The sequence below is a fragment of the Fibrobacter sp. UWB5 genome (assembly GCF_002210295.1).
Lineage (GTDB): Bacteria > Fibrobacterota > Fibrobacteria > Fibrobacterales > Fibrobacteraceae > Fibrobacter.
Window position 1 is genome coordinate 320472 of record NZ_MWQH01000001.1, and the last position, 21037, is coordinate 341508.

General features: G+C 51.9%; 16 protein-coding genes and 1 tRNA gene. 13 read left to right on the forward strand and 4 right to left on the reverse strand.

Annotation, left to right across the window (positions count from 1 at the left end):
• Both B7989_RS01425 and B7989_RS01430 read right to left on the reverse strand, forming a co-directional pair.
• A complete protein-coding gene (locus B7989_RS01425; RefSeq protein WP_088626856.1) occupies positions 1-2403 on the reverse strand; it encodes a ribonuclease R family protein in 2403 nt (800 codons plus the stop codon).
• A gap of 1 nt (position 2404) precedes the next feature.
• A complete protein-coding gene (locus B7989_RS01430) occupies positions 2405-3133 on the reverse strand; it encodes a 1-acyl-sn-glycerol-3-phosphate acyltransferase (protein WP_088626857.1) in 729 nt (242 codons plus the stop codon).
• Positions 3134-3288: 155 nt separating this feature from the next.
• On the opposite strand from B7989_RS01430, the gene B7989_RS01435 reads away from it, so the two are divergent.
• Genes B7989_RS01435 through B7989_RS01460 form a run of 6 tightly spaced genes read left to right on the forward strand, consistent with a single transcriptional unit; the run spans position 3289 to position 7414 of the window.
• The gene (locus B7989_RS01435; RefSeq protein WP_072798113.1) at positions 3289-3870 is read left to right on the forward strand and encodes an ATP-dependent Clp protease proteolytic subunit; all 582 of its coding nucleotides are present in this window, start codon (positions 3289-3291) and stop codon (positions 3868-3870) included.
• 21 nt (positions 3871-3891) lie between these two features.
• Complete coding sequence (gene ftsY / locus B7989_RS01440) at positions 3892-4815, forward strand: signal recognition particle-docking protein FtsY (RefSeq protein WP_072798115.1); 924 nt, start codon at positions 3892-3894, stop codon at positions 4813-4815.
• A gap of 57 nt (positions 4816-4872) precedes the next feature.
• Positions 4873-5286 carry a hypothetical protein gene (locus B7989_RS01445; RefSeq protein WP_088626858.1) on the forward strand — a complete coding sequence of 138 codons (414 nt, stop codon included), beginning with the start codon at positions 4873-4875 and terminating at the stop codon, positions 5284-5286.
• Positions 5283-5783 carry a thioredoxin family protein gene (locus B7989_RS01450; RefSeq protein ID WP_233144201.1) on the forward strand — a complete coding sequence of 167 codons (501 nt, stop codon included), beginning with the start codon at positions 5283-5285 and terminating at the stop codon, positions 5781-5783. Before B7989_RS01445 ends, B7989_RS01450 begins: the two co-directional genes overlap by 4 nt.
• On the forward strand, positions 5780-6931 hold the full coding sequence (locus B7989_RS01455; RefSeq protein WP_088626859.1) for a glycosyltransferase family 2 protein: 1152 nt from the start codon (positions 5780-5782) through the stop codon (positions 6929-6931). Before B7989_RS01450 ends, B7989_RS01455 begins: the two co-directional genes overlap by 4 nt.
• A gap of 24 nt (positions 6932-6955) precedes the next feature.
• Positions 6956-7414, forward strand: a complete 459-nt coding sequence (locus B7989_RS01460; RefSeq protein ID WP_088626860.1) for a hypothetical protein — start codon at positions 6956-6958, stop codon at positions 7412-7414.
• A 68-nt stretch (positions 7415-7482) separates the two neighbouring features.
• On the opposite strand, the gene B7989_RS01465 is transcribed toward B7989_RS01460, so the two are convergent.
• On the reverse strand, positions 7483-8694 hold the full coding sequence (locus tag B7989_RS01465) for a hypothetical protein (RefSeq protein ID WP_088626861.1): 1212 nt from the start codon (positions 8692-8694) through the stop codon (positions 7483-7485).
• A gap of 48 nt (positions 8695-8742) precedes the next feature.
• On the reverse strand, positions 8743-12000 hold the full coding sequence (locus tag B7989_RS01470) for a transglycosylase domain-containing protein (protein WP_088626862.1): 3258 nt from the start codon (positions 11998-12000) through the stop codon (positions 8743-8745).
• 137 nt (positions 12001-12137) lie between these two features.
• On the opposite strand from B7989_RS01470, the gene B7989_RS01475 reads away from it, so the two are divergent.
• From B7989_RS01475 to B7989_RS01505, 7 genes are all read left to right on the forward strand, one after another.
• Positions 12138-12226: transfer RNA gene (locus B7989_RS01475), tRNA-Ser, on the forward strand.
• Between the two features lie 370 nt (positions 12227-12596).
• Positions 12597-12938: a hypothetical protein gene (locus B7989_RS01480; RefSeq protein WP_072798295.1), complete on the forward strand. Its 342-nt coding sequence runs from the start codon at positions 12597-12599 to the stop codon at positions 12936-12938.
• 80 nt (positions 12939-13018) lie between these two features.
• Positions 13019-14035 carry a hypothetical protein gene (locus B7989_RS01485; protein ID WP_088626863.1) on the forward strand — a complete coding sequence of 339 codons (1017 nt, stop codon included), beginning with the start codon at positions 13019-13021 and terminating at the stop codon, positions 14033-14035.
• 2 nt (positions 14036-14037) lie between these two features.
• Entirely contained in the window at positions 14038-15201 is a 1164-nt protein-coding gene (locus B7989_RS01490; RefSeq protein ID WP_088626864.1) for a glycosyltransferase, read from the forward strand.
• Between the two features lie 19 nt (positions 15202-15220).
• Entirely contained in the window at positions 15221-17533 is a 2313-nt protein-coding gene (locus B7989_RS01495; RefSeq protein ID WP_088626865.1) for an FISUMP domain-containing protein, read from the forward strand.
• 19 nt (positions 17534-17552) lie between these two features.
• Positions 17553-19562 (forward strand): LTA synthase family protein, encoded by a 2010-nt coding sequence (locus B7989_RS01500; protein WP_233144202.1) that lies wholly within the window; start codon positions 17553-17555, stop codon positions 19560-19562.
• Between the two features lie 36 nt (positions 19563-19598).
• Complete coding sequence (locus B7989_RS01505; RefSeq protein ID WP_088626866.1) at positions 19599-21035, forward strand: polysaccharide biosynthesis C-terminal domain-containing protein; 1437 nt, start codon at positions 19599-19601, stop codon at positions 21033-21035.
• Positions 21036-21037 lie beyond the last annotated feature (2 nt).

Consider the following 21037-nt stretch of genomic DNA (forward strand, 5'->3'; position numbering starts at 1 on the left):
TTACCTTCTGCCACCGCGTCCGTGGCTCTTGTTGCTACGGCCTGCACCCTTGCGGGAACCGCCCTTACGCGGTTTGCTTGCTACGTGGAATCCTTCGCGGTCGTCGCCACGGTCGTTGCGTCCGCCTCTGCTGCGAGAACTGCGGCGCTCAAAGCTCGGAGCGTCGGAATCAAACCTGCCTCCGCGGGATTTTCCGCGGCCGCCACGGTTCATGTGGCTGTGTGCCGAAACGAATTCCGGAACGTCATCGTCAAAGTCTTCGTCGGGCTGGCTTACGTAACCGAGGGCTTCCGCCGCGGCGGCGCGGTCAGCGCGTTCGTGAACGTCGCGGTTGCGGTAGTCGTCGCGCGATTCACCTTGACGGCGGCGCTTCTTCGGTTCGCTAGAGAGCTTTTCGATAATGCTGAAGTCCGCCTGACCGCGCAGAGGGTCCACCCTCAAAAGGCGCACCAGCACCTTGTCGCCGCGCCGGAACGTACGCCCGCTCTTCTTGCCGAAGGCGAGTCCCTGATCCGGGTTGAATACGTAGAAGTCATCGCCGGCGATATCGCGGAAACGCACCAGGCCTTCGGCAATCGGGTCGGCGATAGAAACGTAGATGCCCCATTCCTCGATGCCCGAGACGGTCGCCTCGAAGTCGTCGCCGATGTGGCTCTTCAAAATCCAGCAGCTGCACACCTTGATAGCGATGCGTTCGGTTTTCTGGTTCTTGACTTCGTTTGCCGAAATCAGGTCGCAGACTTCAATTACGCTGTTCTTGCGCTCGGCGGTAATTTCGGCACCCTTGCGCGCGAGCTCACGGTGGCACCACAAGTCGGCGTAACGGCGAATCGGGCTGGTAAAGTGTGCGTAGTCCTGCCAGTTCAAGGCGAAGTGGCCGAAGCTGTTGCTGTCGTAATGCGCCTTCTGCATGCTGCGCAGAATGCGGTTGGTCAAAGTCTCGTCGCCCGCGGCTCGCTTCACCAAATGTTCGTAAAGCTTGAATGCCGTCGGGTTCAGGTTCGTGTCGCCGCTGCGGGGCTTGCCCAGGTCGCGCAACATCACCGGAGAATCCTTGAACAGGTCCGGGTACATATAGTACAGTTCCATGATGTCCTTGGTGTCCGGCGCTTCGTGGATACGGTAAATGCCTTGGAGCTTGCGTTTCTTGAGTTCCTTCGCGCAGCAGTTGTTCGCAATGAGCATGCATTCTTCCACCCACGAATTCGATTCGTCGGTGGTGCGCGGGAAAATCTTTTCCGGTTCGCCCTTTTCATTGAACTTGCAGCCGAATTCGGTGCTCTGGAATTCCAGCAGGCCGTCCTTGGTGCGGTTCTGCTTCAAAAGCGCCGTCACCTCGGCGAGCGCCTTGATGTCGTCGTCGCCGTTCTTCATCATTTCCATCGCCTGTTCGTAGGTGATGGACTTGGTAATCTTCACGATACTGCGGTGGAAATCCCAGCTGAGCACGTTCGCGTGTTTGTCGAGTTCCATCATGCAGGTGAATGCGCAACGGTCTACACCTTGGTGCAAGCTACAAACATTGCTCGAAAGCTTTTCCGGGAGCATCGGCACGGCGGTCCACGGCAGGTACTGCGTGTAGCTCCTTTCCAGGGCCTCTTCGTCGAGCTCGCTCCCTTCGGGTACGTAGTAGCTCACGTCGGCAATGTGCACGCCTAGCCTGTAGCCGCCCTTCGCGGTGCGTTCCACGCTAATGGCGTCGTCATGGTCCATGGCGCCGTCGGGGTCGATACAGAGAATCGTGAGTTGTCTGTAATCCACGCGGCCCTTAAAATCCTTGCCGCACGGTTCCTTGACGCCGTCCACATACTTCTTGATGGCGGGGCTGAAGTCTTTGGGCAAGTTCGCATCTTCCATGAACTTGGTCTTCACTTCCTCCCAGCTGATGTTCATGGCTTCGGCAGTGCGGTCGACCTTTGCGAGGTAGCTGTGCTTGAGTTTCGGATGCGGGTACAGCGTGAAGCTGATGGTTTCGCCTTCCTTGCCCGGAGCCTGCCGGCGGTGGCACATCTCGTACACCTTGCCGGTATCGAGTTCGTGCACTTCCCATTCTTCTTCACCCGTCTGGTGCAGGATGCCGCGCTTCACGCGGGTTTCGTTTTCCTTGTCGTTCTGCCTGCGGCTGCGGGCACCCGGACGGCGATTGTCTTCGGGGTACTGTTCCGCAATCTTCTTCACGCGCTTCTCGCGCTTTTCTTCGACGCTTTCGCCATCGCCCAGCTGGTATTCCTTGTGGCTGGTACGCTTTAACAGCCCGCGGTCCACCATGTCGGCGAGCATCTGCTTAAAGGCCATCTTCTGCTTTTTCGGGAGGCCAAGGGCGCTGCGCAAGCGGCTGCCGACCATCGGTTCGTCACGTAAAATGGCAATAATCTGTTCTTCGCTAGGTAAATGCTGGGCCATATTAAGCCTCCTGTTGGCTGTTCTGCCTGTAAGGCAGCGCCGATGAAATCATGTTGTGCATCTCGTCGCGCAACTGGGCGACGGACTTGTCTCTAAAGCTTTCGGGCGTTTGCAGCGGGTGCACCACAATCTTTACCACACCCGGAGTCTGCGCCCACTTGGTCTTGGAAAGCCGCTTGCCGCTATCGACAATCGTCACCGGCAAGAGCGGGAATTCGTTTTCTTTCGCCATGCGGAAAATGCCGTTCTGGAACGGAAGCATGTGTCCGTCGTTGCTGCGGTGGCCTTCGGGGAACACGGAAATCGTCACGTTGTCTTCGAGGCGCTTTTTCACGGTGGCGCCCATGCCCAGATTTTTGCGCGGGTTCCTGTGCACCGGAATGCAGCCGATTTTAGTCAAGACCCAGCCGAACACGGGAATCTTCCAGAGTTCCGCCTTCGCAATGAACGAGGTCATGGTAATCGAGGGCCAAATGACGTTGATGTCCAAAAAACTCTGGTGGTTGGCAATGAGCACGAACTTCTTGTGGTCCGGAATGTTCTCCTTGCCTTCGATTTCGACCTTGATTCCCGAGAGTTTGAAAAGCACGTTAAAAAAAGGGATGCACACGCGGGTGCTGTCGGCCCAGCGCCTGCAAAGAACGCCTTTGTAGAACATGAAGGGAATGCCAACAACGAATAGTCCGACTGCGATGAACAGGTAATAGAAAATTGCACGGAAAAATGCCATAAGTGTCCTAAAAATAAGGGTTTACACCCATAATGTATATTTTTTATGGGCAATGGAACATAAAACTGAAAAAAATATGCTTGTTTACAAACGGGTTCAAAAAGACGATAATATATTGAATTTTCTAAATTGTACCCGAACAAAAAGGATTTATTATGGCAGATTGCAACGAAAAGAAAGAGAATGCCCCTTCCGAGATCATGAAGAAGGCTGAAGAATTCCTTGCCTCCAAGCGCAAGATTTTCTTGTGGGGCGGTGTCGATGACGAAAGCGCCGAACGCATTGTGAAGGAACTCTTGTACCTGGATTCTCTGAACCACGAAGACATCTATTTCTTCATCAACAGCCCGGGTGGCGTGATTTCTAGCGGCCTTGCCATTTACGACTGCATGAACGCAATCCAGAGCGACGTGGTCACGGTTTGCTGCGGTCAGGCTGCATCCATGGGTGCGGTACTTTTGACTTCTGGCGCAAAGGGCAAGCGTTATGCATGGCCGAACGCCCGTATCATGATTCACCAGCCGCTCATTCACGGTGAAATTGTGGCCCCCGCAAGCGATATCCAGATTCAGGCCGAAGAAATGCTCCGTATCCGTAACATTACGGGCAAAATTCTTGCCGAAACCTCTGGCCACACCATGGAAGAAATCGACCGCGACACGGAACGCGACAACTTTATGAGCGCCGAAGAAGCCAAGGCCTACGGCCTGGTCGACAAGGTCGAAAGCATCGTTTAACGATTATACGGAAATTTTCGAATGGGACTTTTTTCTGCCATTAAGAGTGGCCTTGCCAAGACCCGCGACGCCTTGATGGGCGAACTCAAGGGTATTGTTGGCGCAGGCAAAATTACAGACGACACTCTTGAGGAACTTGAAGAACACCTGATCAAGGCTGACGTGGGCGTTGAAGCTGCGTTCCTTTTGACGGATGCTTTGCGCGAACAGGCCTTGGGCAAGTCGCTGACGACTGAACAGGTGCTTGACATCATGCGCAACGAAGCGGAACGCCTGCTCAAGGATCCGCCGCCGTTTGAACTCAAGGGCAAGCCCCACGTGGTGCTTGTGATTGGCGTGAATGGCGCCGGTAAAACGACTACGATCGGTAAGCTTGCCGCCCGCCTGAAGGACGAAGGCAAGAAGGTGATGATTGCGGCTTGCGATACGTTCCGTGCAGCAGCCATCGACCAGCTTGAAACCTGGGCCGAACGCTCGGGGGCCGAATTCGTGAAGCACCAGGAAGGTTCTGACCCTGCGGCTGTGGCGTTTGATGCCTGCAATGCGGCAGTGGCCCGCGGCTGCGACGTGGTCCTTATAGATACCGCCGGCCGTCTGCATAACAAAGACTACTTGATGGAAGAACTCAAGAAGATTGTCCGCGTGATCAAGAAGGTGAGTCCCGACATGCCGCACGACATGTGGCTCGTGATTGACGGCAACACCGGACAGAATACCATCAACCAGACGAAGATTTTCAACCAGAGCTTCCCGCTCACCGGCCTCGTGGTGACCAAGCTCGACGGTACGGCCCGTGGCGGCGCAGTGCTTTCGATTGCAAGCTCGCTGCAGATTCCTATCCGCTGGATTGGTATGGGCGAACGCATCGACCAGCTGGTGCCTTTCAGCAAGGCTGAATACGTGGAAGGTCTTTTCGAAAACGCTCTGGAAGAAAACGAGCAGTAATCGAGTGTTGTAGATATGTTGAGGGATGTCGGAAAATTATTTTCAAGTCCGCGTGTCATGCAGGGCTTGGTACGGCATCTCCTTGTAGCCGCCTTGTTTTTTAGTGCGGCTTTCGGCATGGGTGGCTGTAGCGGCGAAGTTTCGGTCGACCAGAAGTTCGTAGACTTGTTTGTCGAATTGCGCGTTGCCGAAATCACCTACGGCAAGGATTCTCCGATGGGTCGCCTGGTGCGCCAAGACATCTTGAATGCAGCGGGTTACACTCGCGAACAGTTCCTCGCCAAAACCGAAGAAATCCTGAATGACGAACGCCAGTGGGTGCCGTTCCAGAAGGCGGTAAACGCCCGCATCGACACGCTGCTGACGCCTCCGCAGGCCGCTACGGCAGATGCGAAAGAGGCCGCTCAAAAAGGGAATGGACCGAAAAGGTTGAAGCCTCAGATGCCCGCGCATAAGGGAGGCGTACATTGATTTTCCGCTTGTTGACGCTTGTTGCACTTTGCGTTTCGGTTTCTTTTGCCGCGCCCTTGAACGATGCGGTGCCTGCCAAGAAGGCCTCGGCTAGAAAGTCTACGGTCCATTGGATGGACTATAACGAAGCGCTTGAAAAGGCTCAAAAGTTTCCGAAACTTGTCTTTGTGGATCTGTATGCGGACTGGTGCGTGCCGTGCCGCATTATGGATGCGAACGTTTATAGCGATCCGACGGTCGCCTCTTTGCTGAATAGCCGCTTTTACGCAGTTAAGCTCGATGCCGATTCTCAAGATACCATCATGTGCGATGGCCAAAAGAATACGGTTCAACGTTGCTATTTTGATGTATGGGAACTGAATGCACTCCCCGCATTTGTTCTTATCGCCCCGAAGGGCATGAGCATTTTGACGGTGACCGATTCCATGTCGCCGCAAGAGCTGCAATACATGCTGTACCAGTTCCTTGAAAAAGAGAAGGAGTGGATGTCCCGATGAACGAACAATTCCTTTTTTACGCACAAATCGTTTTCTGGGTGATGATTTTCCTGTTGGTGCATTGCTACCTGCTGTTCCCGATGACGCTCCCGTTCGTAAGCGAAATCTTCAAACGCCGCAAGTCTCCGGAAAAGGGCAACGTTGAATTGCCGACGGTGTCGATTCTGATTTCTGCCTACAACGAAGAGGCGGTGATTGAACGCAAAATTCAGAACATTCTGGAACTCGATTACCCCAAGGATAAACTTGAAGTTTTGATTGGCGATGATGGCTCTGCGGACAAAACCGCCGAAATCGTTGCCCGCTATGCCGACCAAGGAATTACGCTGGTCAAGGCGCCCAAGAATGCGGGTAAGGCTGCTATGCTGAACCGCTTGAACAAGATTGCAAAGAATGATATCTTGCTCTTCTGCGATGCAAACACGATGTTCTTCCCGAATGTGGTGCGCAAGCTCGTGATTCCTTTCCAGGACAAGAAAATCGGTTGCGCCTGCGGTCACTTGATTCTTTCTGACAAGAGTGGCTCTACGCTGGGTCGCGGCGAAAGCTCTTACTGGGATCTGGAATCTGAAATCAAAAAGTTCGAAGGCATTCTTGATATGTTGATTGGCGGTAACGGCGCCCTCTATGCCATCCGTCGCGATTTGTATACGGAACTGCCGGTCAAGAAGAGTGTCATGGACGACTTCTTCGTGACGACCAAGGTGCTTGAAAAGGGCTATTACTGCACCTTCGTTACAAGCGCCATCGGTACCGAGCAGACGTCTAAGGAATCGAGCGGTGAATTCCGCCGCAAGGTGCGTATCGGCCGCGCGAACTTTAATTTCTTGTTCTCTTACTTGCCGCTGTTGAATCCGCTGCACCCGTTGCTTGCTTACTTGTTCTTCTCGCACAAGATTCTACGCTGGTTCTCGCCGCACATTTTGATTTTGTTGTTTATCGCGAACGCTTGCCTGCTCACGAGCGGACTCTTCTACCAGATTTTCTTTGGTGTGATGTCGCTTGCCTTGCTGGTCGCCGGTTTCAAGATTGTCCCGAGCGGTTACTACTTCCTCTCGATGAACTACGCCATGCTTAAAGGTTTCTTTATGGCCTTCAAGCCTGAAAAGAGCGGCGGTTGGGCCCGCGAAGCCCGCAGTGACGAGTAATTTGAATATATTTAGAGTTGTCGCATGAAAAAGATTTTCTCTGCCATTTTGTTTGCGTTAGCATTCGCCATTGTTCCGGCGAACGCTTTCACCATGGATGTGCAGGGCGGTGTCGTGAACCATGTGAGCGATATCGGCAAGTTCAATTTGAACGTCTTCGGCCACTTTTGGTACCCCATTGACCAGATGCTCTTTTTCGGTATCGGTTCGGGTTATCAAGAAATCGACAATGTGAGCCTGATTCCTGTTTCGGGTAGTGTGTGGGTTCGCTTGCCTATCGGTAGCACGGCGCTCCCTGTAGCAACAGGTGACTGGGGCTATCTCTTTGGCTCGAACAATCAGATGTTCTGGCGCGCCGGTGGCGGCCTTGATATCAAGAATGGCGACTATTCGTCGATTATGCTGATGGGCGGCTACCAGTTCCTTGACCACGACGGTAAAGGCTACGCCTACGTGCAAGCCGGCATATTAGTAGAATTGTAAAAACAATGTGCAATGACTGATGTGAAATGTGTAATTACTCATTTCACATCTCACATCCCACATCTGATTTACTTCCCTAATTCTTGTTCCAGGAACTTCTTGTTCTCTTCGACTTTCTGCTTCTGCGGATTGTCAGGGTATTCCGTCAAGCATTTGTCAAGCGGAGCGATTGCGTCGTTCAACAGCTTTTTCTTCTTGGCGGCATCTTTTTGCTTTTGGGCCTTGGCGAACATCTGGCTTGTTGTCTTGCGCTGCTTGGTGCAGAAGGCGTCTGCAAGTTTCGTGTAGAGCTCGTTGGCTTCTTTGCGGAGCTTGCTAGCCCTCAGCTTCATCAGAAGCTCCTTGGCTTCGCTGAACTTTTCCTTTTGCAAGAGAGTGTCTGCCTTGGCGAGAGCCTGTGCCGGATCGTGAGATTCCCAGTACTTGGCGGCTTCAGCATCGTTTGCTTGCGCCAGTTCGCGAATGTGGTCGATAAGCGCTTGAATATGGAGGTCGTTTTCAAAGTCGCGGTAGCGCATCTGGAACGTGATGGCCTGCTTTTCGGCTTCGGCAAATTGAGCCTGGTTGTCAGCTAAGTCCTTGATGGCGGCGTATTCCTTCTTTGCCTTGGCAAGCGTGTTCTTGTAGGCGACGCTCTTTTGCGCCTTGGCCCACTGGGTCAGCGAATCGCCCGGAGCAAGCGCAATCAAACTGTCGGCGGTTTGTGCCACAAGCCCATAGTCGGAACTGGCGCGGTTCATGTTCTGAATCTGGAATACCATCGGCTCGTAAGCCTTCGCCTTTTCGGCGCGAACCTTTCCGAATTCGTTCAGCATGGAATCGGCTTTAGATTCCCACTGCTCCCACAAGGGCTTGATGACGCGGAAACGTTCCAGGTAGGCGCTCGCAGAATCGGTATAGCCTGCTTGGTACAAGGTGTTGGCGTAATCGAAAATGCTCTGGACAATTGCAGGGATCGTTGTGTACGGGTCTGCGATTGCGGCAGTCGTTTTGCCTTCGCTAGTGGCGGGGCCCTGTTCAGGAGCCGTCGGAATATTTTCCGGGGTGGCCAGGCGGTAGCCATCAAGTGCCTGCGAATTGAAAATCGCGCCCGAAGGGGAGCCCGGTTCCTGCGTGTTCAGATGCGACGTGTCGCTTGACAGCGTGTTTGGCTGTTCTTGCTCGGAAGAATCGTTTGCAGAAACGTTAGTCGGTTCTGTTTCGGGAGCGGGTGCATTGCCCACGCAAGCCGTCAGTGCAAAAGCACTTGCTGATAACAAACTAAAAAACTTGATTCTCATTTTATTTTCTTCTTTCGCTAAGTTCTGTCAGCTACCAACTGCCAACTATTAATCCGCTTCGATAGGCACAAAGGCGCTCTTGCTGTCAAAGCCTTCAGGCAAATCCCAGTCGTCGTCCTTGGGCATGGCGGCAGCCTTCGGCTGTGCCGGTTGTGCAGGCTGTGCGGGTACGGCCACGGCGGCGCCTTCCGAAGTAGTGCCTTCGGCAGGACCACTCGGGGCGGCGCCGGCTACATTGGCAGAATCTGCAGGAGCGGCGGGTGCGGCGGCCGGCATGGGCAAGCTAATCATGATTCCGTGGGCGGCGATGTCTTCGGCGGCCGCGGCGTGTACCTGCGGCGGCGTGAATCCCGGAACCTCAATCCACGGGAGCGGGCGGCCTTGTTCGGCGCTACCGCCTGCGATAATGCTTCCGGTCATCGGGTCTACAGTCAGCTGGCCGCGTTCGTTGGGGAGCACCAGCGGAACTTCGCCCGCGGCAAGCATCGAAATGTCGAGGAAGTCAATCTTTTCTGGCAGACCCAAAATATCGATTTCTTTCTTCGCAAAGTCAGCCCACTGCGGAAGGCCGCCGCTCGCGCCTGCAATACGCGTACGGCCAGACTTAAGCGGCTTGTTGTCGTCAAAGCCCACATAGCTACCGATGGCAATCACGGAATCGGTAGAAATTCCGTTCTTCTCGTTCACGTAAGTCGGAAGTGCACCGAGGAAGGCCACGTTGCGGTAATCGTTCGTAGTACCGGTTTTGCCGAGCGCGGGGTAGCGCAGCGTAATGGCTTTATCCGGCGAGGTCACCGTAATGTGCGTGTACTGGCTGCGTGCTGTACCGTTGATGAACACGGAGTGCAACATCACGGCCATCTGCGAGGTAATCGTGTCGCCAAGAACCACCTTGCTTTCGCTCTTGTTTCTAAAGATCACCTTGCCGTCGCGGTTCTTGATTTCCTTGATGAAGCAAGGATCGGTCCAGTCACCATCGAGGCACTTGAATACCTTGCCGGTTAAAAGCGTCTGGTAGGCTGTCGAAATTTCAGCCAGCGTAATGTCGTTCACGCCGAGCGGCATACTGAATACTTTCTGCAGCTTCTGGTGAATACCGATTTCTTTAGCGAAACGTGCGTATTCGGCAAAGGACAAGGAACGTCTGTAATCGGGCCAGTAGCGCAGGTGTTCTGCATCCAGGTAATCGACTTCGCTATCCACCGGCTCAATCATGGTAGAAAGTCGCTTCATGTCGGCAAGCGTAAAGTTGTTGTACAGCACCACCGATTCGATAGGCGGAAGATCAACGGTCGGGTCGAGTTCCTGAGCCTGGCGTTCGCGCAGAATTTCGGAATAGCGCTTGTAGTTGTGCTTGATGAATCCGAGAGTCTTCGCGTCTTTCTTGGACTGCTTCACGGCGACATCGTTAAAGGTGCCGTAGCGCAGGTTCAGCACATCGCGGGCCTTGTCGTCTTTGCCTTCCAGGTGATAGCGTTCGGCCAGAGCGTCACGTGCCTTGGTGAATTCGATTTCGCGCTTGGTGTCTTCTTTCAAAATCAGGCCGTACTTGTCGCGCAGGCGTTCAAAGAATTTCTTGGTGTCTTCGTCTTCGTGGCGGGCCATGTCGTTCACGGCGGCAATGTCGTTGAATTCTTCGAGCGAAAGCTTGTCAAGCAAGTGCTCCAAGAGCCAGATGCTTGCGATGTTTTCAGAACGTGTTGCAGACCAGGCAATGCTTACGACGTCACCCTTGTTCTTGTGGTCCGGACGCGGAAAATAGAACTGATTGGTGAACTGGAAAACGTTGAAGTCGTTTTCAAGCATGTCCAGGTAATTCCAGTGGTACTTGAGGGCGAGTGCGTAAAGAATCGGTTTCCAGCTAGAACCCAGCTGGCGCACAGCCTTAAAGCTACGGTCGAATCCGGTGTTGTGGAAACCGCCTTGGCTTGCGACGACGTTACCATTCTGAATGGCGAAAAGAGCGCCTTGCAGCACGGGTTCCGTTTCAATCTGGCAAGGGGCAAAGCCGTCTACAAGCTTATCGTCCATGATGCTCACCAAGAGGATTGCTCCCTTCTTGAGCTGCGGAGCCAAAATCTTGTTCACGTCGCCACCGGCCTTTTTCGCAAAGTCCTTCACGGCGGCTTCAGAGACCAAGCCCTTGAGCTGGCCGAAGCTGAGCGTCAAAGCCTTGAGACCGCCCTGGTCGTCGACCATGATGCTGTCTACAGTGCCGTACAGGTAGTCACCCTTGCGCGCCGTCTGGGCGCGGTTTGCGAACTGTGCCTTCGGAAGAACAAAACCGCCGAGCTGCATCTGGAGTCCGCTGATGTTTGCCTGCAAAGCGGTCTTAGCAGCGTCCTGGCTGCGGGCGTCGATGGTGGTTGTAATCGAAAGCTGAGCCTTGCGCCAGTCTTCGATTCCTTCGGCTTCAAACTTTTTCTGGAAGAATTCGCCGTCCAGCTTTTCTTCGATGCGGTCGAGCATGGTGCTCACGCTAAAGCGGAAGTTGCCGTGGTTGAATTCCAGCGGCTTGGCGAGCGCTTCGCTCATATCTTCTTCGGAGATGTAGTTTTCTTCGACCATGCGGCCAAGCACGTATTCCAAACGTTCCTTACCGCGGGCCAAGGCCTTTTCGCGGCGTTCGGCGCTGCGCTGAATGAACGGGTCGTAGTTGAACGGGCCCTTCACCGAACCTGCTATAAAGGCGCATTCGGCAAGTGTCAAATCCTTGAGTTCCTTGTTAAAGAAGTACTGGGCGGCAATAGCCACGCCCTTTCCGGTACCCGAAACGTGGAACTGGTTCAGGTAGAATTCCAGGATGTCTTCTTTGCTAAAGTGCTTTTCCATGCGGAGCGCGTTAATGAGCTCCTTGCCCTTTTCCTTGATGCTTCGTTCTTCGCGGCCAAAGATGTTCTTGACGGTCTGCTGGGTCAGCGTAGAACCGCCCTGGCGCATGTGCCCGCTCTTGATGTTCGAAATCATGGCACGGGTAAAGCCATAAATGCTGAAACCGGAGTGTGTCCAGTAGCCGGCGTCTTCGGCGGCGATCAAGGCGTTCACGATATTGGCCGGAATGTCGCCGTAGGGCACGTACACGCGGTGGTTTGCGTCAAAGAAGGCGCCCAAAAGTTCTTCGCCGTCATTATAATAGACGCGGGTTTCGCCCGAAAGCACCTGCAGAATGGTGGAACGGTTGAATTGGTTGTCCGGATCCTGGGTCGGGAGTATCTTGAATACGACGATGTAGGCGGGAATACAGCAAATGAGTCCGACCAGCGCAAATGCGGCCGCGATTTTTAACACTTTGGATAAGAAACGCATGGTGAAAATTTAGAAAATTTGCTTTTTTGCTCCATGTAATGTAAAAAAAAGTGCCATTATGGGGCTAAATTTGCCATTTTTGCGTCTTTACCCTTGAAAAATTACCGAATTTTATCTAAAATTTGTGTCCCCAAGATGGGAAGATGGCCGAGCTGGCCGAAGGCGCGTCCCTGCTAAGGACGTATAGGACTTAATCCTATCGCGAGTTCGAATCTCGCTCTTCCCGCTGCAAAGACCCTCTGGAGCAATCCGGAGGGTCTTTTGCTTTAAAAAGAATTCCATTCCTAAGAATAACTTGTGCTACCTTCAAAATAAGAAGGAATTGCCTTTTTCAGAGGAAAAAAAAGAATTTTTATTGTTTTTAGAGGATGTTGTATGTGGCCTTCGCAAAAGTGTGCGAATGAGTGTCGCAGCGGCAAGTTTACTTGCCGATATGACCGAATGTAGCCACGGACGCCGATAGGCGTCAACTCCGAGCTGGGTTCCCTCCCGCATAATAAAAAAGAGAAAAAATTTTTCTGTCGGGTCTTTTTTTACTTGATTTTTCTATTTTCAGAATGGATATTATAGGAAAAGATTTTTCAAGGAGCTTAAAAATGAAAGCATCAAGTTTTTTTGCCGGTCTTGCCTTGGGTGCTGTTGCTGCTATTGCCGCCTCTAAAAAACTTAAGGCCATGTGCGACGACGAAGATGATTCTTGCGACAACGATGCCGCTCTCAAGGATGCCGAGGACACCGTCCAGAGCCTGCGCAACTCTGCCGACAGCTTGCTGAACGATCTCAAGACCCAGACCGAAGCCAAGCAGACTTACGCCGCCCAGTGCGAAGATCTTAAGGACCAACTTGCAAAGAAAGACGCCGAAATCAACAACCTGAAGAACGTCTGTGACAAGCAGGCCGGCGAAATCAGCAAGCTCGAAGCCGCCCAGGCAGGCTAATTAACCTCTTGTTTTTGCAATTTATCCGATTTCCGGCAAGGGAATCGGAGTTTTTCTTATAATAAAGGTATATTTGACCCATGACAAAGTACCTTTTTGTTCTGACTAGTTCCCCGAAGGATTTTTTCTGTGAACAGACGCTGGTGGCGATTGCCTCTTTGCGTGTGCATAACCCGGGCGCTTTCGTAACGCTCTTGACCGACGACAAGACGGCGGCGACTCTCACTGGCCCGCGTGCGGTCCTTAAAGACGCGGTGGACGAACTCAAGGTACTGACCCTCGACGAAAAGTTTACGCCCATGCTCCGCTCCCGCTACCTCAAGACGGTCATGCGCAATGTGGTCGACGGCGATTTTCTGTACATGGATTCCGATATCGCCATCGTGGGCGACCTCTCGATTCCCGAAGAATGGAAGGGCGGCATTTACGCGGTGCTCGACTTCCACACTAATCTTTCGAAGGCCATCAACCGCAAGAAGGTTCTGAACAACGCAAAGATGATGGGCTTCTCGCCGATTCTGAACGACGAAATCTTTAACGGGGGAGTGATGTTTGCTGCAGACACTCCCGAAGCCCGCAAGTTCTTTGAAACCTGGCACGAACTCTGGCTCTATTGCGTGTCCAAGAATTTTCCCTACGACATGGCAAGCCTCGCCGAGACAAACTTCAAGTTTAATTACATCACCAAGAAAATGCCCGGTGGCTGGAACTGCCAGCTGGCCTACGGCAACAGGTTCCTCCCGACGGCAAAGGTGCTGCATTTCTTCGGTTCGCGAATCATCGATACCCGCGGCCACAAGGTGCCTGCCAGCATGGACCTGTTCTTGCCCAAGATTTTACGCAAGGACTTCTACACGAACCTGAAGAACATTCCGGTAAAAGTCAACGCCGACAAGAGCATTACGATTAACGAGTACTACGACGACGTGATTGCTCACGCCAAGGAAGAATTTGAATTCCAGACCCGTAAGGTGGGGGCTGCGGGCGCCTACATTATTCGCAGCTACGCCTTTGCCAAGTCGCTCGCCTGGATTTATAAGAAGATGCCGTTCCTCGTGTTCCCCTTGAGAGTGCTCGGAAAAATCCTCGGGAGGTAACGATGAACCTGCTTTTTAATCTGGTCGCAGTACAGCCGATTCATAGCGCCAAGTTCCATGGCGGCGGCTCTTACGGCGAAGTGATTTTCTGGGCGCTGGTCAAGCGCGGTGTGCAGTTTAGCTGCGCCTACGATAGCCGCAAGTACCTGGACCCGATGATTCTCGATGCCTGCAAGACGCAGAACATCCCGCTGTTCGACATTAACGAAAAAACGCCGCAGCAGATTATCGACGAAAATCAGATTGACTCCTTTTACACCCCGCTCTATTCGCTCGAAAAAAAGTGGGATATCGATGTGAAGGATTTCGTGTTTACCTGGCACGGTGTGCGTGCACTTGAAATGCAGTACAGCTGGGCGGGTGTAGGTTTCGCCAAGAAACTCGGACAAAAATTCGAAGCTTTGGTACGCTACCGCGAAAGCTGGAAAAAGCATTACTACAAGCCCAAGTACCAAGCGCTCGCGGCCCGCATGGCCGAAGGCAAAGCCCGTACCATTACAGTGAGCGAACACAGCCGCGCCTCGATCAAGTCGTTCTTCCCGGAACTTCTGGATTTGGAAATTCCGGTGTTTTATAGTCCCATGACGGCGTACGAACCCGAGGGATTCTTGCCGCCGGGAGTCGCTGCGAAAAAGTATTTCTTGCTCACGAGCGGTGCCCGCTGGGAAAAGAACAACCTGCGTGCGGCCAAGGCTTTCGATGAACTGGTCGGCATGTATCAGTCGCAGGGCAAACCGTTTGATTTCAAGATGGTCATTACCGGGGCGGCAAACCCCAAGGCCTATTTGTGCCACCTCAAGCATAAAGACCGCTTTGTGCTGCTCGGCTATGTCGAAAACAGGGAACTGGAATTCTTGCACCAGAACGCCTACGCCTTTGTATTCCCGAGCCTGAACGAAGGCTTTGGCTACCCGCCGGTGCAGTCCATGCGTTACGGCGTGCCTGTGGCGGCAAGCGGTACGACTTCGATTCCCGAAGTCTGCGGTGATGCGGTGCTGTACTTTGACCCGTATTCCGTAAGCGAAATCAAGAACCGCCTGGTGCAGCTGCTCGATTCCAAAATTTACGACGAGTATGCGGCCCGCGCGCCCAAGCGCTATCTTGAAGTGCATACCCGCCAGATTGCGGACCTCGAAGAAGCGGTGAATTTCATTTTGAAGGTTTAAATTATTTAGGAGGAGTCTTATGGTGAAAAATTTTTGGGGTGCATCATTTGTGGCAATTGTCTTTGCGGCTTGCGGTGGTGATTCGTCAAGCGTTGTAGAAGACGAATTTACAGATCCTATCGAGTGCGACGATTGCGCGCGGCAAGACGATGTGTCGAGCAGTTCTGTGTCTTCGGAGAAGAAAGGCTTGAGTAGCTTCGATGCCATAGCCGATAGTCTGAAGTCTTCGTCTAGCGCAGGAACCGGTTCTGACGATTCAACAGAAGTGTCTTCTTCTTCGAAATCGGATTCCTCTGACGTGGCGACATCTATCGGTTGGAGCTGGAACCTGTCGAAGGACGACTTGATGAATTCGAAGGTCTCTTACGGAACGATGAGTGATCCCCGCGACCATCAAAAGTACAAGATCGTTTCTATCGGTAGTCAAATTTGGATGGCGGAGAATTTGAATTACAATCCGAAAACATACGAAATGCCATCTGTCTGTTATGCAGAAAAAAATGAAAACTGCTTGTTGGCGGGCAGACTTTATTCATGGTCTGCCGCTATCGACACGCTTTCGCTTGCAAAGAATCATTCATTGACCTGCGGCAACATGGTTCAGTGTGAATTGCCCGGTACGGTTCAGGGAATTTGCCCCGATGGTTGGCACTTGCCCTCTGAAAAGGAATGGCTGAAACTTTTCGATTATGTAGGCGGCAAGGATAAGGCTGCGAAAATTCTCAAGGCCAAGGCCGGTTGGAATAACAACGGAAACGGAGTCGATTCGTATGGCTTCTCGGCGTTGCCTGCAGGCTCTGCTATCGCAAGTCCGTTTAATGGCGGCAAGGATATGTTCGATGGGGATGTCGGAAGCCTGACTTATTTCTGGACATCTACGCCTTATTCCGTTGAAAAAGACAAGGCTGTCTATGTTCAATTTATCAGTGAGTCCGACGCGGCAAAAGTTTCCTGGTTCAGTAAAATTGAAAAGGTCTCTGTTCGTTGCGTGACCGATTCCACTTCGCTTCCGGAAGAATCTTCTAGCAATGCGACGACAATAGGTTGGAGCTGGGATGTCTCTAGAGATTCCTACTTGAATCCGGGAATATCGTACGACAAAATGACTGACCCGCGTGATGGCAAGGAATACAAGACGGTAACGATTGGTAAGGGCGATTTTGCACAAACCTGGATGGCTCAAAACTTGAATTATACAGACGGCTCAGAATGGTTTAAATCCAATTCCTGGTGCTATGATGATGATCCAAGTCATTGTGATGTGGCGGGACGTTTATATTCCTGGGTTGTCGCGGTTGATACGGCAGCCTTGTTGAATGATCCTGACAGACCTTTGAAGTGCGGAAGCAATATGTTGTGTAAGGTTCCTGCAGATTATAAGGTTCAAGGAATTTGCCCTGACGGCTGGCACATTCCGCAGGTTTTTGAAGTGCAGCATCTGTATAATAATATTGGTGCCGGAAATGCGGTCATGTCTGCAGAATTGAAATCGACTGCAGGGTGGAATAATTATGAAAATGGGGACGACTTGTATGGGCTCTCTATTATTCCTTCGGGTAGAAAAAATGGGTCGTCGTACCAGCTTGTTGGAATGGACGGGGGATTTTGGCTGGCGCAATCTTATTTTCAAACATCCTTGCCTGAATACGCCTATGTCTTTAACATTTCGAGTAGTCATGGGTCTGAAATTGATCAGAAAACAATGGGTTATTCTGTTAGATGCTTGAAAGATGCGGCCTCTGATGCGCCTACGCTTTATTGGAGTTGGGATATTCCCAAGGAAAAACGTATGAATCCTGATTATGATTACGGGAAAATGATTGACTCCCGTGATGGACAGGAATATAAAACGACTGTGATCAATGGCAAGACCTGGATGGCGGAAAACCTGAACTATGCGGATACGACGCAAAATCCGGAGCTCATTGGAAAAATCAGGTGCTCTGACTATAAAGAAGAATATTGTGAAATCTCTGGACGGTTCTATACCTGGGATATTGCCGTTGATATCTGCCCTGAAGGCTGGCATCTCCCTGATTCGACAGAATGGTCTTCGTTGATTGAATTCGCGGGTGGAGAAAAGTCTGCCGCCTTAAAATCGCGAACAGGATGGAGTTGGCTTGAATTTTATGCAAACGGAAGCGACGAGTATGGATTCTCGGCCTTGCCTGTAGGTTTTTCTTCGAATATGAATGGCACTTATACCAGATTTTGGACTTCGACGGAACATTCTAAAACATCGGGAAAATCAGTGCCGGTTGACGCACAGAATGTTTATGTTACGTGGAATGATAAAACTGAGAAAATGCCTGTTCGTTGCGTAAAAAATTAACTGATATTTTGGAAAAAGAATGCGGACATTTTTAAGAATCATTAAGAATCCTTACCTTGCGATGGCGCTTGTGGCCCTTGTGGTACAGAGCTTGCTGTTGGTGTTTTTCTACAGCCTGCCCGATCCGCTTGGACTTTCGATGTCCGAAATGTTTGAAGGCAAAACGCTTTGGCAGATTTTCATGGCCTTCGGTGCGGTGCTTGCGATGGCAGGTCTCTTCGGCTTTGCTCGCGCTCCGCGCGGTCTTGCGATTTTTTACGGGCTCTACTTTTTTGCCGCGGTGGCGGACTACGATGTTTTCCGTTTTTCGCACCAGCGCCTTTCTTTCTCTTTCTTGCGCACGTATTTTCATATTTCAAACATCACCGATGCCACGACGGTTTCGACTCTCGGTGGCGACATGCTCGGGACGGTGCTTTGGGTAACGATGGTAGTCCTCTGCCTTGCGGGCGCAATTGCATTTGTAACCGTCTACTCGCTCCGGCTCCGTAAACAGCGCCGTACGCTCGTGCTTAGCAATCAGGGCGGCGCCTGGAAGAGCGCCTCCCGTAAAATTCCGGGAGCGATGTTCGCCATTGGCATGGCTCTCTCGCTTGTGCCGCTCGTGCTGTTCCTTACGGGCACTCGCGGCTGGATTGAAATCCCCGTGACGCACACGAAAGTGGACATGCGCTTTACCTTGGGCAAGCATACGCTGACTGCGCCGATTCTGCATATTGCGGCGGTAGAAACTTTTGAATTCATTCACGACAATACCAAAATCACCGAAGAACTGGTGAGTGATTTGGATGCCTTCTTGCCGAAGGATTTTGCTGCGGGGCGTAGCGATGCTCTGAAACTTCCGATGTACCGGAACGCTCCCACGCACGAATACAAGGCGAAAAAGCCCTACAACATCGTGTTCATTATGGGCGAGTCGTTCAAGGGCCGTATTTTTAACAAGATGCTCGAAGGCGATACAGCCGTCGCGCCGAATATCTGGAAACTTGCAAACGGCGGCTACTTCGAAAAAGATTCTGCCGGCAATTCGCTGGGTGGTGGCCTTTGGTTTAAGCATGCCTTTAGCGGCGGTTACCCCACGGTGCGTGGCACAATGGCGACCTACATGGGTTTCCCCTCGCACCCGAATCGCGATGTGCCGAGTTTCTATGCGGCAAACAAGTTTAAGGGGTGGCCTGAATTTTTGACAAATTATCAGCGTGCGTATGCAACGGTTTCGAACCCGATTTTTGACCATACGCTGCCCTTTATCGAAAAGTTCTTCGAAAAAGATTGGCACTTGATTGGCGAAGAACCGAGCGAGGGCACTGCAGACAGCTTGGGCGCAAGCCTTGCGATTGACGTGCTTGCCAAAATGCCGACCGATAAACCTTGGCAGATTTCCTTTAACACCATCGCATCGCATATTCCGTTTTACGGCTATCCCAGTGATTTTGCAGAAAAATCCGACGATGCCATGGCGCGCTACCGCAATGCGATTCGCTATACCGACAAGCAACTCGGCCGATTCTTTGATTCGCTTTCCAAGCGTCCCGATTTCAAGAATACGGTGGTCTTTGTCTTGGGAGACCATGATACTCCTGTCGATTCGATTGATTACATGGTGCCGCAACCGCTTGGCCTTTCGGCATCGCAGATCTTTATCGGAATTTTCTCGGCAGATTCCGCCTTGTTTAACGGGCTTGCCGTTCGCGAAGATGTGGCATCGCAGCTGGATTTGGGCCCGACGATTTTCGACCTTGCGCAGGTACGTGAACCGAACCATTTCTGGGGTTATGACTTGCTCGCGCAGGAACGCCCTGCAGAACAGCCCTCGGTGTTCTTCTCGCAAAATGCATACTACATGGGCTTCCGTGATCACGTGCTTACGGGTGGCCTCGAAAACGAAGATGTTTACCGCGCCGGTGTCGGCGGCGAAAGCCCCTATGCGATTACAACCGATGCAAATGACCTTGCCTGGAAAAAGAAGGCGGTAGGCGCTGCGAAGGCGGTGCGCTCTGTGCTGCGAAATGACATTATGATGCCTTAGTGTCCTAGGTCCCAATTTTCTATATTGCGAGTAATTATGAGTAATCTGGAAGCAGACAGCAAGTTTTTAAAGAAGGCTGTGGTTATCAATGTGGTGGGGGCAATCCTTAAGGTTTGCGGCCCGCTTTTGACTTTTTTGATGGCGCGTGTTTTTGGCGCCGCTGAATTTGGCATTTTTGTTTCTGCGCAAACGCTCCTTTTGACTATTGCCCACTCGGCAACGCTTGGGCTCGATAAGGGCCTGTATTGGTATCTCCCGCAAAACAAGCTGAATAACCGTCCGGCTTATGACGGCATCATGAATTCCTTTTGGGTGTCGGCACTGATTGCGCTTTTCTGCTCACTCGTGATTTTTGTGGGCTCCTTTACGCCCTACATTTCCAAGGAACTGCCTTGGTATGGTATTTCGCTATTGTTCTATGTGGGCACATTCGTCTTTAGCACAGCTTCCGAAGGCAATCGCCGCCCGCAAAATGCGGTGTTCGTGAATTCTTTCCTTACGGTAACGCTTGCCCCGGGTGTGTCGATTGCGCTACACTTCCTGGATATTCCCCATGCGCTTCCGTTGGGCTTGTTTGTAGGCCAGATGGCCGGATTCATTGTGCATTTTGTGCTGGTGCGCCGTCAGTTCCCCGACATGCCGCTTCACCCGGCCTTGCGCGTGCCCATGGTTCTTTTGAAGTATTCGCTCCCGCTGGGCTTTGGTGAATTCGTTGCGTCTTTCTTGATTCGTTCTGCCCTCTGGATGGTCATGCTGTTCCTTGGTCCCGAAAAGGCGGGCGCCTTCGGTATCATGGTGACGATTTCAAATGCTCTCCAGACGATTCATGTGGGCTTTACGCCTATTTTGACTCCGGTGGTTGCCGGCATGGAAAAGCAGCGCCTGAATACGGACTTGAAATTCGTCTATAGCTATTGCGTGTTCATGGTGACACTCATTCAGCTGTTGATCGGATTCTTTATCGTCTTGTTCCCGAGCGAAATCCTGAGCATTGCGGGTAAGGACTTTATCGTGCAGCCCGAAGCTTTGGGCATTTTGCTCTTGGTGCACTTGGGTACCGGATTTGGTGGACTTTCCGTACTTGTTTTGAAGGGTATGGGCAAAAGCCTTTACACGTTGATTATGGATACGATTTCCCTTGGCTTGACGCTTGGGATGGGCTATCTGTTGATTCCGAGATTCGGCCTTGTGGGGGCGGCGCTTGCCATGCTGAGCTCTACGCTGTTCTCTGCAATCGTCAATAACGGTTACCTTTACAAAATGGGCTTTAGGCTTTATTCGTCCAAGCTTATTTCGCAGGTGCTTTGGATTGTGGCCCTGGTTGCATTCTATATTGCCGTGAATACAGGGAAGTTGCCCATGGTGTTATGGCAAAAGATTGTCGCATATTTGGTGATTGTGGGCCTGCTTGGCCTTTACTGGAAACTCGTAAAGAAGTATTTTTCTGCAAGCGCTATTTCAAACAAAAAGTAAAA

Excerpts from the sequence above, each read along its gene's own strand:
- B7989_RS01445 (WP_088626858.1), top strand. The coding sequence starts at position 4,873 with ATGCAGGGCTTGGTACGGCATCTCCTTGTAGCCGCCTTGTTTTTTAGT.
- B7989_RS01470 (WP_088626862.1), bottom strand. The coding sequence starts at position 12,000 with ATGCGTTTCTTATCCAAAGTGTTAAAAATCGCGGCCGCATTTGCGCTG.
- B7989_RS01430 (WP_088626857.1), bottom strand. The coding sequence starts at position 3,133 with ATGGCATTTTTCCGTGCAATTTTCTATTACCTGTTCATCGCAGTCGGA.
- B7989_RS01490 (WP_088626864.1), top strand. The coding sequence starts at position 14,038 with ATGAACCTGCTTTTTAATCTGGTCGCAGTACAGCCGATTCATAGCGCC.
- B7989_RS01485 (WP_088626863.1), top strand. The coding sequence starts at position 13,019 with ATGACAAAGTACCTTTTTGTTCTGACTAGTTCCCCGAAGGATTTTTTC.
- B7989_RS01495 (WP_088626865.1), top strand. The coding sequence starts at position 15,221 with ATGGTGAAAAATTTTTGGGGTGCATCATTTGTGGCAATTGTCTTTGCG.
- B7989_RS01465 (WP_088626861.1), bottom strand. The coding sequence starts at position 8,694 with ATGAGAATCAAGTTTTTTAGTTTGTTATCAGCAAGTGCTTTTGCACTG.
- B7989_RS01435 (WP_072798113.1), top strand. The coding sequence starts at position 3,289 with ATGGCAGATTGCAACGAAAAGAAAGAGAATGCCCCTTCCGAGATCATG.
- B7989_RS01505 (WP_088626866.1), top strand. The coding sequence starts at position 19,599 with ATGAGTAATCTGGAAGCAGACAGCAAGTTTTTAAAGAAGGCTGTGGTT.
- B7989_RS01425 (WP_088626856.1), bottom strand. The coding sequence starts at position 2,403 with ATGGCCCAGCATTTACCTAGCGAAGAACAGATTATTGCCATTTTACGT.
- B7989_RS01500 (WP_233144202.1), top strand. The coding sequence starts at position 17,553 with ATGCGGACATTTTTAAGAATCATTAAGAATCCTTACCTTGCGATGGCG.
- B7989_RS01460 (WP_088626860.1), top strand. The coding sequence starts at position 6,956 with ATGAAAAAGATTTTCTCTGCCATTTTGTTTGCGTTAGCATTCGCCATT.
- ftsY (WP_072798115.1), top strand. The coding sequence starts at position 3,892 with ATGGGACTTTTTTCTGCCATTAAGAGTGGCCTTGCCAAGACCCGCGAC.
- B7989_RS01455 (WP_088626859.1), top strand. The coding sequence starts at position 5,780 with ATGAACGAACAATTCCTTTTTTACGCACAAATCGTTTTCTGGGTGATG.
- B7989_RS01480 (WP_072798295.1), top strand. The coding sequence starts at position 12,597 with ATGAAAGCATCAAGTTTTTTTGCCGGTCTTGCCTTGGGTGCTGTTGCT.